Source organism: Virgifigura deserti (assembly GCA_003576685.1).
GTDB classification, from domain to species: domain Bacteria; phylum Pseudomonadota; class Alphaproteobacteria; order Dongiales; family Dongiaceae; genus Virgifigura; species Virgifigura deserti.
Genome location: QOZR01000008.1, coordinates 17,134 through 31,592, shown reverse-complemented (window position 1 = coordinate 31,592; position 14,459 = coordinate 17,134). Strand labels below are relative to the sequence as shown.

14 protein-coding genes, 1 tRNA gene and 1 pseudogene are annotated in these 14,459 nt (G+C 68.1%); 11 read left to right on the top strand and 5 right to left on the bottom strand.

Annotated elements, in window-relative coordinates:
* Positions 1-30: 30 nt before the first annotated feature.
* The 3 genes from DT069_RS14655 (at position 31) to DT069_RS14645 (ending at position 3,095) form a co-directional block, all read left to right on the top strand.
* Entirely contained in the window at positions 31-621 is a 591-nt protein-coding gene (locus tag DT069_RS14655) for a DUF3489 domain-containing protein (RefSeq protein ID WP_119461067.1), read from the top strand.
* 285 nt (positions 622-906) lie between these two features.
* Positions 907-1,383, top strand: coding sequence for a DUF2924 domain-containing protein (locus DT069_RS14650; RefSeq protein WP_119461066.1), 477 nt, complete (start codon positions 907-909; stop codon positions 1,381-1,383).
* A complete protein-coding gene (locus DT069_RS14645) occupies positions 1,380-3,095 on the top strand; it encodes a recombinase family protein (protein ID WP_119461065.1) in 1,716 nt (571 codons plus the stop codon). Before DT069_RS14650 ends, DT069_RS14645 begins: the two co-directional genes overlap by 4 nt.
* Positions 3,096-3,261: 166 nt before the next feature.
* Here DT069_RS14645 and DT069_RS14640 read toward each other — a convergent pair.
* A tRNA-Ser gene (locus DT069_RS14640) sits at positions 3,262-3,351 on the bottom strand.
* A gap of 134 nt (positions 3,352-3,485) precedes the next feature.
* Entirely contained in the window at positions 3,486-4,097 is a 612-nt protein-coding gene (locus tag DT069_RS14635; protein WP_425450249.1) for a L,D-transpeptidase family protein, read from the bottom strand.
* Here DT069_RS14635 and DT069_RS14630 point away from each other — a divergent pair.
* Positions 4,096-5,109, top strand: a complete 1,014-nt coding sequence (locus tag DT069_RS14630) for a L,D-transpeptidase family protein (RefSeq protein WP_162913204.1) — start codon at positions 4,096-4,098, stop codon at positions 5,107-5,109. The genes DT069_RS14635 and DT069_RS14630 overlap by 2 nt on opposite strands.
* On the opposite strand, the gene DT069_RS14625 is transcribed toward DT069_RS14630, so the two are convergent.
* Positions 5,076-5,342, bottom strand: coding sequence for a hypothetical protein (locus tag DT069_RS14625; protein WP_119461063.1), 267 nt, complete (start codon positions 5,340-5,342; stop codon positions 5,076-5,078). The genes DT069_RS14630 and DT069_RS14625 overlap by 34 nt on opposite strands.
* A gap of 442 nt (positions 5,343-5,784) precedes the next feature.
* Here DT069_RS14625 and rplU point away from each other — a divergent pair.
* From rplU to rsfS, 7 genes and pseudogenes are all read left to right on the top strand, one after another.
* A pseudogene (gene rplU, locus DT069_RS14620) lies at positions 5,785-6,087 on the top strand (50S ribosomal protein L21); the annotation flags it as partial.
* A gap of 105 nt (positions 6,088-6,192) precedes the next feature.
* Positions 6,193-6,453 (top strand): 50S ribosomal protein L27, encoded by a 261-nt coding sequence (gene rpmA, locus DT069_RS14615; RefSeq protein ID WP_119461061.1) that lies wholly within the window; start codon positions 6,193-6,195, stop codon positions 6,451-6,453.
* Positions 6,454-6,559: 106 nt separating this feature from the next.
* Positions 6,560-7,603: a GTPase ObgE gene (gene obgE / locus DT069_RS14610; protein WP_119461060.1), complete on the top strand. Its 1,044-nt coding sequence runs from the start codon at positions 6,560-6,562 to the stop codon at positions 7,601-7,603.
* Positions 7,600-8,730, top strand: coding sequence for a glutamate 5-kinase (gene proB, locus DT069_RS14605; RefSeq protein WP_425450248.1), 1,131 nt, complete (start codon positions 7,600-7,602; stop codon positions 8,728-8,730). Before obgE ends, proB begins: the two co-directional genes overlap by 4 nt.
* 116 nt (positions 8,731-8,846) lie before the next feature.
* Positions 8,847-10,142, top strand: coding sequence for a glutamate-5-semialdehyde dehydrogenase (locus tag DT069_RS14600; protein ID WP_483887791.1), 1,296 nt, complete (start codon positions 8,847-8,849; stop codon positions 10,140-10,142).
* Positions 10,139-10,810, top strand: a complete 672-nt coding sequence (locus DT069_RS14595; RefSeq protein WP_119461058.1) for a nicotinate-nucleotide adenylyltransferase — start codon at positions 10,139-10,141, stop codon at positions 10,808-10,810. Before DT069_RS14600 ends, DT069_RS14595 begins: the two co-directional genes overlap by 4 nt.
* A 51-nt stretch (positions 10,811-10,861) precedes the next feature.
* Positions 10,862-11,227 carry a ribosome silencing factor gene (gene rsfS / locus DT069_RS14590; RefSeq protein ID WP_119461057.1) on the top strand — a complete coding sequence of 122 codons (366 nt, stop codon included), beginning with the start codon at positions 10,862-10,864 and terminating at the stop codon, positions 11,225-11,227.
* Between the two features lie 160 nt (positions 11,228-11,387).
* Here rsfS and DT069_RS14585 read toward each other — a convergent pair whose 3' ends face one another.
* Together DT069_RS14585 and DT069_RS14580 are read right to left on the bottom strand one after the other, a co-directional pair.
* Positions 11,388-12,023: a PRC-barrel domain-containing protein gene (locus tag DT069_RS14585; RefSeq protein WP_119461056.1), complete on the bottom strand. Its 636-nt coding sequence runs from the start codon at positions 12,021-12,023 to the stop codon at positions 11,388-11,390.
* Positions 12,024-12,390: 367 nt separating this feature from the next.
* A complete protein-coding gene (locus tag DT069_RS14580; RefSeq protein ID WP_425450247.1) occupies positions 12,391-14,448 on the bottom strand; it encodes an ASKHA domain-containing protein in 2,058 nt (685 codons plus the stop codon).
* Positions 14,449-14,459 lie beyond the last annotated feature (11 nt).

The window sequence follows — 14,459 nt, the reverse complement described above, 5'->3', positions numbered from 1 at the left end:
CCGCGGCGCCGGACACCGAAGGAGGCCCACATGCCGAAGCTCACCGACACCCAACTGGTCATCCTCTCTGCTGCCGCCCAGCGCGCCGACGGATCTGTCCTGCCCTTGCCGCCGTCACTCAAGCTCCGAGGCGGGGCGGTGACCAGCGTTCTTAAGAGCCTGCTGAAAAGCGGTCTGGTCGCGGAGCAGCCTGGGGCACCGGACGTCGCCGCATGGCGCGAAGCCGAGAACGGCCGGCGCGTCACGCTCGTCATCACCGACGCGGGCCTGCAGGCGATCGGCATCGACTCGAAGCCCGGAGTCGAGAAGCCGGAACCCGCGAAGACGCCGGACTTGAAGCGCCCCGCCCAAAAGCCCGCCCAAAACACGGCCACCCCGAAGCGGCCGGCGGCGGCAGCCATGTCAGAGTCCCGGCCGGGAACCAAGCAGTCCCTCTTGATCGATCTCCTGAGGCAGAAGAGCGGCGCCAGCCTGGCCGAGATCGTCACGGCCACCGGCTGGCAGCCGCACTCGGTGCGCGGCGCCATCAGCGGCACGCTCAAGAAAAAGCTCGGCCTTGCCGTCGCCTCGGAGACGGTGGCCGGCCGCGGCCGGGTCTATCGCATCGTCGCCGGCCGCTGACATGGCCCAGCCATGCGCCGGAGACCACGCCATGTCCACGAGGACGGTTCTGTCAGCCCCTATCTGCTGCGGCCGCGGCGCAGCTACGCGCAGGTCCTCCGCGACCGCACCAAGCGGGAGCCATCGGCCGATCCCGGCGATACGCCACAGTCGAGCGATCCGCAGCCATCGTCATCAGAGACGAGAAGCAAGGGTGGTGCCGGTCATGATGACTCACGTCGGCCCCAGGATCGCTCACGCGACGAATCGGCCGGCTGAAGACTCCAGGATAGCGGCGAGCGAACAATGAGCCAGGAGAAATCAACCGTCGACCGTCGGTTCGCCGCGATCGCCCAATGCGATGTGCCGTCACTGCGGGCCGAATGGGCCGCCCTGTTTGGCCATGCCGCGCCGGCTCACCTCAGCCGAGACCTGCTGATCCGGGCGCTCGCTTACCGGATTCAGGAGCAGGCGGGCGGCGGGCTCCGGCCCGCCACCCGCCGTCAGTTGCGGCGCTTGGCTGACGATCTCAGAACCAGCGCCAAGACGATGAACGCCCCCTCCCGCCCGACCCTGCGGCCGGGGGTCCGGCTGATGCGCGACTGGAATGGCGGGACCGAGGTCGTCGAGGTGCTGGCCGACGGCTTCGCCTGGCGGGGACAGGAATACCGATCGCTCTCCGCCATCGCCCGCGCGATCACCGGGGTGCGCTGGTCGGGCCCGCGCTTCTTCGGCCTGACGGCGCCGCCGCGAGCCCCCGCCGATGGGAAGCGCGGCGGATGACGCCGGCCAAGCGCGCGACGATCCGCTGCGCGATCTACACCCGGAAGTCCTCCGAGGAGGGGCTGGAGCAGGACTTCAACTCGCTGGATGCCCAGCATGAAGCCTGTGCGGCCTACATCAAGAGCCAGGCGCAGCAGGGCTGGCGGGCCCTGCCGGACCGCTTCGATGACGGCGGCCAGTCCGGCGGCACGATCGAGCGCCCGGCCCTGCAGCGGCTCCTCGCTGCCGTGCAGGCGCGGAAGATCGACGTGATCGTCCTCTACAAGATCGACCGACTGACGCGTTCGCTGACCGACTTCGCCCGGCTGGCCGAGCTGTTCGACCAGCACGGCGTCTCGTTCGTCGCGGTCACGCAGCAGTTCAACACCACGACCTCAATGGGCCGGCTGATGCTCAACGTGCTGCTCTCCTTCGCCCAATTCGAGCGCGAGGTCACCGGCGAGCGCATCCGCGACAAGATCGCCGCGTCCAAGAAGAAAGGCCTGTGGATGGGCGGGTTCGTCCCGCTCGGCTACGACGCCAAAGACCGGAGCCTGGTGATCAACGAGCCGGAGGCCACGACCGTCCGCGCCCTGTTCCGACTCTATCAGGAGACGGGCAGCGTTCGCGCGGTGAAGGCGGAGGCCGAGCGGCTGGGGCTGCGGACCAAGCGGCGCGGTGACGCGCACGGCCGCATTAGCGGCGGCACCGCCTTCAGCCGTGGGCATCTCTACCGCATCCTCGCCAATCCCATCTATGTCGGCCAGATCGCCCACAAGAAGCAGACCTATGCCGGAGCCCACGCGGCGATCATCGATCCCGAGACCTGGCAGGCTGTGCAGCAGCGGCTCGCCGCCAACCTCACTGGCCATCGGACGCGGGCGAACGCGGACGCGCCAAGCCTGCTCGTCGGCCGCCTGATCGATGCCGCGGGCAACCGCTTCACGCCGTCGCACGCGCTCAAGGCGGGCCGGCGCTACCGCTACTATGTCGAGCGGGCCCTGATCACCGGCGAGCGACCACCCCGCGCCCGGCTCCGGCGCATTCCGGCCGACGCGATCGAGGGCGTCGTGCGCGCCGGCGTCGCCGATCTCCTGAACACGCCGAGCCGGCTGCTGGCGGCGCTCGGGGGCAACCCGAGTGCGGCCGCGGCCGACGATACGATCCGAAGAGCGCGGCGCTGGCGCAAGGACCTGCTGGACGCGACGCCCGCGACCTGGATCGACCATCTCGGCCCGGTGCTGCATCAGGTGGTGGTCGAGGAGGGCACGGTGCGGCTCCGCATCGAACAGAGATCGTTGCGCCGGAACCTGGGCCTCCCGGCGGACGATGCAGCGCCAAGCCACACCTCCGAACCGTACGACCTTGTGATCCCCGTGCGCCTGCGCACCCGCGGCGTCCAGCTGAAGCTCGTCGTCGGCACCGGGGACGAGCGTCGGCAGCGGGCGCCCGACCCCGCCCTGATCAAGGCGATCGCCCGGGCCCAGGACTGGTGGCATCGCCTGCATTCGGGCGAGGCGGGCTCGCTCCGCGACCTCGCCACGGCCGAGGGCATCGCCCGCTCCTACATTCGGCGTGTGCTCCGCGTCGCCTTCCTCGCGCCTGACATCGTCGAGGCGATCCTCGACGGCCGTCAGCCGGTCGAGCTCACCGCCGAGCGGCTGCTCCGGCTTGCAGACCTGCCGCTCGACTGGCGCGAGCAGCGCCGCCGGCTCGGCTTCGCGCCTGCCTGAGTGGCACCGCCGAACTCGCGAACAGAGACACGACGCCTGAGACCGCGCAGAGCGACGGCGAAATCGGTCTCTCCAGGCCGTGGACGCGCCAAGCCGGCCGCTAACCCCCGGAAAGGACCGGGACTTCGCGTAACCCACTGGGAACGGCTTGAAAACAAAGACTTGTTGGCGGAGGGGGTGGGATTCGAACCCACGGTGCCCTCGCGGGCACAACGGTTTTCGAGACCGCCCCGTTCGACCACTCCGGCACCCCTCCGTCTGGCGGCATCGCACGGCCCCTTGGCAGGGGCCTGTCGAACGGGGCGGGACCCTAGCCTATCGCCCCTGGGGCCGCAAGAGGCGGAAGCGGTGAAACATGCGCCGGACTGGCTAAAGATACTGGGTAAAGATTCAGGGAAAGATGTAGACCGGCGTCTCATCGGCGACCAGTTGCCAGATCTCCTCGATCTCGCGGTTGGTGACGGCGATGCAGCCATCGGTCCAGTCCCTGGCCGGGTGCCCGACCGCATCCGCATCGCGCCCGTTCGGCAGGCCGTGAATCATGATCTGGCCGCCCGGGGTGACGCCGAGCCAAGCGGCCCGCAGCAGATCGCGCCGACCCGGGTAGGAGATGTGCAGCGACAGGTGGAACCTGCTGTCGGGATTGCGCCAGTCGATGATGTAGGCCCCTTCGGGGGTTCGCGAATCGCCTTCCCGGACCTTATGTCCCCTCGGCTCCCTGCCGAGCGCGATGCGATAGCTCCGGATCCGTTCGCCCGCGCGGAGCAGATGCAGCATCCGCTCCTGCTTGTAGATCACCACCATGTCGGCGCCAGCCGGATCGCCGCCGTTGCTGGCTACCGCATCGGTAGCGGCGGTGGAGAGGACGGCGAGCAGGAGGAGCGCGCCGACCCCCCGGAAACGCAGGCAGGCGAAATTTGACAATCCCCGCAAACAGTACCACATCGGCATTGCTGTCCCCCGAACCCCCACGGCTGCCCTCAAGATGCCGAAGCTGTTCATGAAAGCCAAGCTCCGGCGACGAATCGGGGCCCTCCTTTTCGCGGTCGTCGGCTTGTCGGCTGGCTGCAGCCACGCCGCAGAGGATGCCGCGGAGGACGTGGTGGGCCGAATGGGCACCTATCGGACCACCTATGACGACACGCTGCACGAGGTCGCACGGCGCTTCGGTCTGGGCTTCGTCGAGCTGCTCGCCGCCAATCCCGGCGTCGATCCCTGGCTGCCGGGGAACGGAACCGTGATAACGCTCCCGACGGCCCACCTGCTGCCCGACGGGCCGCGCGAGGGCTTGGTGATCAACTTGGCCGAGATGCGGCTCTATTATTTCCCCGCGCCGGGCAAGCCGCCGGAGACCTATCCTGTTGGGATCGGCCGCGAAGGGCGGACGACGCCGATCGGCAAGACGCGGATTCTGCGGAAGGCGACCGCCCCCACCTGGTATCCGACGAAATCCATTCGCGCGGAGCGGCCAGAGCTTCCGGCCGTCGTGCCGCCGGGGCCGGACAATCCGCTCGGCGAATTCGCGCTCTATCTGGACTGGCCGGCCTATCTGATCCATGGCACCAACAAGCCCTGGGGCATCGGACGGCGCGCGAGCAGCGGTTGCATCCGCATGTATCCGGAGGATATCGACGGGCTGTTCGAGCGGCTGCCGATCGGCACGCCGGTCGTCGTGCTGCGTCAACCAGTCAAGCTCGGCTGGATCGAGGGCGAGCTCTTCATCGAGGTCCATCCATCGGAATCGCAAGCCGACCAGTTGGAGACGACCGGGCGGTTCAAGGGTGGATCGGACGATTTCGGCGATGCGGTCGCCAAGGTGCGCACGGCCGCCGGATCACAGGCGAACCGCCTGGACTTCAGCGCAATCCGGCGGGCGGTGCGGGAGAAACGCGGATACCCGGTCCGGATTACCCGGTCCGGATTACCCGGTAGCCGGGCATCCACTGTCCCGAGTATCCACGGCTCCGGCCTGTTTATCGACTATTTCTGCTGCGAGAGCTGGAACGCCCGCTGAGCCTGTTCGGCCGCCTGCGCCGCCCGCTCAGCCGCCATCTCGGCCCGCTCCGCGGCATCAGCCGCGCGCTCGGCGGATGCCTCGGCATCGGCCGTGGCGGTCATGTCCGGCATGGGCTGGGCCTGCGCCGACATGTCCGAATCGCGATCGCCTCCGAACATGCCGCAGCCCGACAAGCCAACGGCGGCGAGCAGCAGCAGCGACGCACCAAATGCCGGTGTAAGTCTCGTCATAATACGGTCTCCTCCAGGGTGCCAGGGTGGAGCGGAATGGACCGGCGCGGCACGTTGCACCGCCTCGACCCGACTGCAACAACGGTTTTCGAGGATCAACGGTTCCCCTGGCCGGCCCCAAAAGGACTCAAATAGCCAGGAGGCCCCAAGTAAATCATGGCTAATTGCACGATGAATCCCGGGCAGCCGGCCTTATCTCGGCTACATGCCGGCGCGGTGAGACGTTCCTCGAAGGGACTGCATTTGGCCCGCCGCAATAGCGTTCTTACTATTGCTTGGGATATCGCCCCGGTGCCGCCCGGTGTCGCCGCGGTGTCGTCATGGGCGGGAAGGCCGCCGGAAACCGTCCGGAAAATCGTTGACAGGGCAGGCCGCGGCGCTATAGTCCGCGCTTCTTGAGCGGGCTGCGGCTCGCCTTTCCGTATTTTCAGACGTTGGACCCATGTTCGCAGTCATCAAAACCGGCGGCAAGCAGTACAAGGTCGCCAAGAACGACGTTATCCGTGTCGAGCGCCTCACGGGCGAAGCCGGCGATGTCGTGGAGTTGGGCGAGATTCTCATGGTCGGAGAGGGCGACAGCGTGACCGTCGGCGCCCCGACTGTCAGTGGAGCCGCCGTCGCCGCGACGGTGCTCGAGCAGATCCGCGACGACAAGGTGATCGTCTTCAAGAAGAAGCGCCGGCAGAATTACCGTCGCAAGAACGGCCACCGGCAGCATCTGACCGTGCTGCGCGTCACCGATATCCTGACCGACGGGCGCAAGCCCGAGGCGGTCCAGGCCGCCGCCGAGCCGGAAAAGCCGGCGCGGAAGACCGCGGCCCGAAAGAAGAAGACCGAGGAGTAAGTCGATATGGCCCATAAAAAGGCAGGCGGCAGCTCCCGCAACGGACGCGACACAGCCGGTCGTCGGCTCGGTGTCAAGAAGTTCGGCGGCGAAGCCGTTATTTCCGGCAACATCATCATCCGCCAGCGCGGCACGAAATATCATCCGGGCAGCAATGTCGGCATCGGCAAGGACCACACGATCTTCGCGGTCGCCGAGGGCCAGGTGAAGTTCCACCGCACGTCCGGTGGTCGCACCTTCGTGTCGGTGGTGGAGCCGTCCGCCTAGGCGGACCCGACCGCCGGCCCGTCCAAGGGGCCCTGGATTCGGGGGAACGGTGCGCCGTTCCCCTTTTTCGTTGCGCCCCGCTTTTCGGCACCCGAGCTAACCAGTCATGAAGTTTCTCGACCAGGCGAAGATCTATGTTCGCAGCGGCGACGGCGGGGCCGGTTCGGTCAGCTTCCGCCGCGAGAAGTTCATCGAGTTCGGCGGACCGAACGGGGGCGACGGCGGCCGCGGCGGCGATGTCGTCGTCGAGGCGGTGCCGAACCTGAACACGCTGATCGACTATCGCTACAAGCAGCATTTCAAGGCCCAGCGCGGGCATCACGGCATGGGCAGGAATCGTACCGGCGGCGCCGGCGACAGCATCCTGCTGAAAGTGCCCGTCGGGACCCAGATTCTCGACGAGGACAAGGAGACGGTGATCGCCGATCTCATCCGCCCCGGCCAGCGGGTGCTGCTGGCGAAGGGCGGTGACGGCGGACGCGGCAACACCCACTTCAAATCCTCGACCAACCAGGCGCCGCGCCACGCCGAGCCCGGCTGGCCCGGCGAAGAGCGCTGGGTCTGGCTGCGCCTGAAGCTGATCGCCGATGCCGGCCTCATCGGGCTGCCGAACGCCGGCAAGTCGACGATGCTGGCCGCGGTGTCGCGGGCGCGGCCGAAGATCGCCGACTATCCCTTCACCACCCTGCATCCGCAGCTCGGCGTGGTCCGGGTGGACGACAGCGAGTTCGTCCTGGCCGACATTCCCGGCCTGATCGAGGGCGCGCATGAGGGTGCGGGCCTGGGCGACCGGTTCCTCGGCCATGTCGAACGCTGCGGCGTTCTGGTGCATCTGATCGACGGCACGCAGGACGATGTCGCGGGCGCCTATAGGACGGTCCGCGAGGAGCTTGCCGCCTACAGCCCGATCCTGGCGGCAAAGCCGGAGATCCTCGCCTTGAACAAGTGCGACGCGCTGGACGAAGCGGCCATCGCCGAGAAGGCGGCCGCGCTGGCCGCCGCGGCGGAGATCGGCGAGACCGAGGTCCTGCACGTCTCCGGCGTCTCCGGCCAGGGCGTGCCCACCCTTCTGCGGTCGATGGTTGCTGCGATCCAAGCCCATCGTGAGGCCGAGGAGGCGAAGGCCGCAACGGAGGGCGGCGCACCGTGACCGATCAGGGACGAAGCCAAAGGCTGGACACGGCCAGACGCCTCGTCATCAAGATCGGCTCAGCCCTGCTGGTCGACGACGAGACGGGTGCGATCCGGCGCAACTGGCTCGACGCGCTTGGCGACGACGTCGCGGCCGCCCGCGCCCGCGACCAGGAGGTGATCCTCGTCTCCTCCGGCGCGATCGCCGTCGGCCGCCGCCATCTCGGGCTGACCGGTGCCGGTCTCCGGCTCGAGGAGAAGCAGGCGGCGGCAGCAACCGGCCAGATCCGCCTCGCCCATGCCTATCAGGAGAGCCTCGCACGCCACGGCATCACCGTGGCGCAGATCCTGCTGACCCTCGACGACACGGAGGAGCGACGGCGGCATCTGAACGCCCGCAGCACGCTCGGCACCCTGCTCCGGCTCGGCACGGTGCCGGTGATCAATGAGAATGACACGGTGGCGACCAGCGAGATCCGCTTCGGCGACAACGACCGGCTGGCCGCCCGCGTCGCGGCGATGATCAGCGCCGACACCCTGGTCCTGCTGTCGGATATCGATGGGCTCTACACCGCCGATCCGCGCCGCGATTCGGCGGCGCGACTGATCCCCGAAGTGACCGAGATCACGCCCGAGATCGAGGCGATGGCGGGACAGGCGCCGCCCGGCTACAGTTCCGGCGGCATGGTGACGAAGCTGACGGCGGCGCGCATCGCGCTCGGCGCCGGTTGCCGCATGGTGATCGCCGACGGCCGGCGAATGAACCCGCTGGCCGCGGTCGCGGGCGGTGAGCCGGCGACCTGGTTCCTGCCCTCGGCCAATCCGCTGACCGCGCGAAAGCGCTGGATCGCGGGCGCCCTCGGCCCGGTCGGGCGCATCACCGTCGATGCCGGGGCGCTGAAGGCGCTGCGCGCCGGCGGCAGCCTGCTGCCGGCCGGCGTGACCAAGATCGAGGGGGCGTTCCAGCGGGGCGACGCGGTGCTGATCGTCGACACGGCCGGCCGCGAGGTCGGGCGGGGCCTGAGCGCCTATTCCGCGGCCGACGCGCGGACCATCCGCGGCCATAAAAGCCGTGAAATCGAGACGCTCCTCGGCTACCGTGGCCGCGACGAGATGATCCACCGCGACGATCTGGTGCTGAGCTAGCCGGCTGTCGCAAAAGGATTCGCAGCCTCCCGGCCCTCATGCTTCGACAGGCTCAGCATGAGGTCGTCTCCTCATCCCGAGCCTGTCGAGGGACGAAGGGCGAGGCTCGAGCGGCGATGTCCACGAACGCGCAGGCAAAACAAGCAGACATGGATGAACGCGACATCCAGGCCGTGATGCGCGCCATCGGCGTCGCCGCCCGCGAGGCCGCGGCAGCGCTTGCCTTGGCCTCGGCGGACAGCAGGACGGCCGCGCTCAAGGCCGCCGCTGCGGCGATCCGGCGCGACGCCGAGACGATTCTCGCGGCCAATGCCCGCGACATGGCGGCGGCCGCGCAGCGAAACCTGACCCCGGCCCTGCTCGACCGGCTCAAGCTCGACGCGACCCGCGTCGAGGCGATGGCGCGGGGCCTCGACGAGGTCGCCGCGCTGCCCGATCCCGTCGGCGCGGTGCTGGCCGACTGGGACCGGCCCAGCGGCCTGCGGATCGCCCGCGTCCGGGTTCCGCTCGGCGTCATCGGCATCATCTACGAATCGCGCCCGAACGTGACCGCCGATGCCGGCGGGTTGTGCCTGCGCTCCGGCAACGCGGCAATCCTGCGCGGCGGGTCCGAGAGCTTTCATTCCTCGTCGGCAATCGCCGCCTGTCTGCGGCGTGCGCTTGGCGAGAGCGGCCTGCCGACCGCGGCGATCCAGCTGGTGCCGACGACCGACCGTGCCGCCGTCGGCGAGATGCTCCAGATGGCGGAGTCCATCGACGTGATCGTGCCGCGCGGCGGCCGCGGCCTGATCGAGCGAGTGGCGGCGGAGAGCCGGATTCCCGTTCTCAAGCATCTCGACGGCATCTGCCACACCTATGTGGACGGTGCCGCCGACCCGGAGATGGCGCGTCGCCTGGTGCTCAACGCCAAGATGCGGCGCACCGGGATCTGCGGCGCCACCGAGACGCTTCTGGTCGATCGGCGGGCGATCGGTCAATTGCCGGCAATCCTCGCCGACCTGATCGACGCCGGCTGCGAGGTGCGCGGCGACGCGGAGACGTGCGCCCTCGATCCGCGCGTCCAGCCGGCGAGCGAGGCCGACTGGGACACGGAATATCTCGATGCGGTGATCGCGGTGAAGCTGGTGGACGGGGTCGACGCGGCGATCGTGCATGTCAACCGGCACGGCTCGCACCATACCGAGGCGATCGTGACCGAGGATGCTGCGGCCGCGCAGCGGTTCCTCGACCAAGTCGATTCCGGCATCGTGATGCACAACACCTCGACCCAGTTCGCCGACGGCGGCGAGTTCGGCATGGGCGCCGAGATCGGCATTTCCACCGGCAAGCTCCACGCCCGCGGACCGGTCGGCGCCGAGCAGCTGACCAGCTATAAGTACGTCGTCCGCGGTACCGGACAGGTGCGCCCCTGACGGCGGATTCGGGGACCGCTCGCCACGCACGTCGCCGCACCGGCCGCAAGATCGGGCTGCTCGGCGGGTCGTTCAATCCGGCGCATGAGGGCCACCGCGAGATCAGCCTCGAGGCGCTGAAGCGGCTCGGCCTCGACGAGGTCTGGTGGCTGGTCAGCCCGCAGAACCCGCTGAAGCCGGTCGCGGGCATGGCGCCCTTCGCCGACCGCCTTGCGCAGGCGAGGGCAATGGCCCGGCACCCCCGCATCCGCGTGACCGACATCGAGGCGCGGCTCGGGACCCGCTATACGGCCGAGACCCTGAGGCGGCTGAAACGGCGGTTTCCGCACACGCGCTTCGTATGGTTAATGGGCGCCGACAACTTAGTGCAGATCGCCTCCTGGAAGGATTGGCCGCAAATCTTTCATGCCGTTCCCATTGCAGTCTTTGCCCGCCCCACCTATTCTTTAAGGGCGCTGACCGCCAAGGCGGCGCGGCGGTTCGCCCGCAATCGGCTGCGCGAAAGTGCCGGCCGGAGGCTGGCGGATCAGGAACCGCCCGCCTGGGTGTTCGTCCATAACCGGCCCAACCCGCTCTCGGCCACCGAGATCCGGACGGGACGGGGGGCAGGAACAGGGCGGACGGAGAAAAGTACAGGACGGAGCCAGGTTTCAGCGCCTCCGACCTGACCACAACCCAGAGGTGTTGCCATAACACGCAGCAGTCAGGTCAATGGGACCATGTCCCTGGCGACCTCTACGCAGCTTGTGGGACTGGTCGAAAAGTCCCTGGACGACGACAAGGCCGAGAACATCGTCGTCATCGATCTTCAAGGAAAATCCAGCATGGCCGACTATATGGTCATCGCCTCAGGCCGCTCGCAGCGGCAAGTGGCGGCCATGGCCGAGCATCTGCGCGTCAAGCTCAAGGAGCAGGGCGTGGGCGAGGTCGGGCTGGAGGGCGTGAGAGCCGGCGATTGGGTGCTGATCGATGGCGGCGACGTCATCGTGCATCTGTTCCGCCCGGAAGTGCGCAGCTTCTACAATCTCGAGAAGATGTGGGGCATGGCTCTCCCCGAACAGGACCGCGCCGCCGTCATGGCCTGAGCCACCACATGGCCTGAAGCCGTCATATGACCTGAAGTGGGCGGCGAGCAAGGCTTCGGATAGAGGAAAGCTGCCCCCGGATCGGGGACAGCTTTCGAGTCCGTCGGATGGAGCGGGCGAACGGGATGGGCGTCGCCCGCGCTGATGTAGATTTGCGCGCCTATTGGGGTGCGGTGCCGGTCGTCGGCTCCGGCAGCGGCGCCACGGCCCCTGCCTCTTCTTCGGCCGCCTGCTCCTCTGTGGTCTGGAACTCCGGAGCGGCCTCGAGCTCTTCCCTGGACAGGTTCACCGTGATCACTTCTTCATTGGTGTCCGGGTTCTGTTGCACCTCGGCCTGCTCCCAGTTCAACCCGACCCGCTTCTCGCCGATCCCGAGGAAGCCGCCGACCCCGACGACGACGCCGGTGATCTGCTCGCTCTCGTCGAAGATCAGGTCCTGGACCTCGCCGATCCGCTCGCCGTCACCGCTGAGCACCGTCATACCCATGAGGTTCTCGGCCCTGAGCTGCCCCTCCTCTTCCGCGGGAATCACCGCATCCTGCGTATCGGTGGCCGCGGTGTCCGCCGCCGGCTCCTCCATGGTCGGATCCGGCATGTCCGTCTCGGCAGTGCCGGCTGCCGGATCTTCCATATCGGTTCCTGTCGCGGAGTCAGGCTGATCCGTGGGTTGGGCATTCATCTCTTCGGTTGTCTGCCCCTGATCCATGGCCGGATCCTCGGCGGTCGAGGTCTGCGCCCACGCCGTCGTGGAAAGAGCCAGGACGATGGCTGTAGTCGAGAGCAAGTGCTTCAACATTTCCTTCTCCGCCTTAGTGATTGCCTTGACCAATCGCCTTGATCACACGGGTTCAACGCCTCAGTTACCCTGAAGTTCCGACAAAATAATGGGAGCAACCGAATTTCGAACCGACTCACCGGATACCGGCGCGACGTTCACCGAGGACTAGAACAGTTCTGTTGGAGGCGGCGGGCGGTACACAGATATTGGGGCACGCTCCGATCGGGCTTATACAACCTGATCGGTGGCTCGTCCTCGAACCCATGTAGTTAGAGACTGGGACGCCGACTACATCCAGCCGATGCGATCGGATCGGGTTCTACACCCAGCCGTTGCGGAATCGGGCTGCCGCCACGGGGCGCGGCGGGCCCACCGGAACGCCGATTTAGGCCCGCCGCCGACGCCGGCGTCCCCCGCTGTCGTCGCCGCCGGCGAGCGTCACTTCCTTCGGCTCGGGCAGGCGAACCGCAGCGCTGAGCTGCGGATAGGGCGCGGTTTTGTGCGGGATCGCCATCGCCTGCACGAAATGCTCCTGAAAGCGCGGCTCGACCGCGGTCTCGACCTTTTCCACCTGCTTCACGACGCGGGCGATCTCGTCGCGCGCCCGGCGGTTGAGCAAGGCGATGCGCGCACCCGTGCCGGCGGCGTTGCCGGCCGAACTCACCTTTGCCAGATCGCAGTCGGGAATCATGCCGAGGATCATCGCATGCTTGACGTCGATGTGGCTGCCGAAGGCGCCGGCGAGGGTGATGCGGTCGACTGACTCCACGCCCATGCGGTCCATCAGCAGCCGCGCGCCGGCATAGAGCGCCGCCTTGGCGAGCTGGATGGCGCGGACGTCATTCTGGGTGATCCGCAGGGCCGGCTCGCCGTCATGCAGCAGATAGGAGAAGGTCCGTCCGTCAGCCTGGATTCGCGGGCTCCGCGCGGCCAGCGCGCCGTCGATCACGCCGTCCTGACTGATGACGCCGGCGAGATAGAGCTCGGCCAGCGCCTCGATGACGCCCGAGCCGGCAACGCCGGTGACACCGATCTTGCGCGTCTCCGCGGCGAAGCCCTCCTCGTCCGACCATTTGTCGCTGCCGATCACCTTGAAGCGCGGCTCCAGCGTCTCCGGATCGATGCGCACGCGCTCGATCGCGCCCGGCGCCGCACGCTGGCCACAACTGATCTGCGCCCCCTCGAAGGCCGGCCCCGTCGGGCTGGAGGCGGCGAGCAGCCGGTGGCGGTTGCCGAGCACGATCTCGGCATTGGTGCCGACATCGACGATCAGGGTCATCTCGTCGGCCTGATGCGGCGCTTCGGACAGGATCACGCCGGCCGTATCGGCGCCGACATGACCGGCGATGCAGGGCAGCACGAAGATGCGCGCATTGGGGTGGATACGCAGGCCGATCTCGGTCGACCACAACATGATCGCCGAATCGCTGGCGAGCGCGAAGGGGGCTCCGCCCAGCTCGACCGGGTTAATCCCGAGCAGCAGGTGATGCATGATCGGGTTTCCGACGAAGGTGACCTCGAGGATGTCCTCGACCTGGATGCCCACCTCCGCCGCGACCTCCGCCGCGAGGCCGTTGACCGCCTCGCGCACGGCCTTGGTCATCTCGACTTCGCCGCCGGGGTTCATCATCACATAGGACACCCGGCTCATCAGGTCTTCGCCGAACCGGATCTGCGGGTTCATCTGCCCGGCCGAGGCGACGACCTCGCCGGTGGCGAGGTTGCAGAGATGCGCGGCGACGGTGGTGGAGCCGATGTCGATCGCCAGCCCGAAGGCACGGTCATGGAAGCCGGGCCAGACGGCGGTGATCTGGGTGCCCTGATGGACCGCCACGGTCACCTGCCATTCGCCCTTGCGCAGCGCCTGCTGCAGGCCCTGGATCACGCGCAGGTCGCAGTTCAGGCCGGTCAGGTTCCACTGCTCCTCCAGCGCCTGCTCCAGCCGCTGCAGATCGCCGCGCGGGTCGTGCATGTCGGGCTCCTGCACCTCGACATAATGCAGCCGGACCACCGGATCGAGCTCGATCGCGCGCATTTCGGCGCGCTTGCGCACGACCTGCTTGTGAACCTGGCTGTCGGACGGCACGTCGATGACGATATCGCCCAGCAGCAGCGTCGAGCAGCTGAGCCGCCGTCCCGGCGCGAGGCCCTGCCGGCCCCGGCCCTGGCGCCGCTCGGCATAGCGCTGCTCGACCTCGCCGAAGGGCGAGAGGTTCGCCAGCCGCGACGAGACGCCCAGCTTCGCGAACTCGCCCTCGCTCACCTCGACCTGGCAGCGGCCGCAGATACCGCGCCCGCCGCAGACCGAATCGATGTCGACGCCGAGCGCGCGCGCCGCCTGCAGGACCGGCGTGCCGACCGGAAACCGACCTCGGCGTCCGGACGGCATGAAGACGATCAGGGCGTCGCTGCCGCGGCTATCACTGGAGCTATCGTTACCCACATCAGATCCCG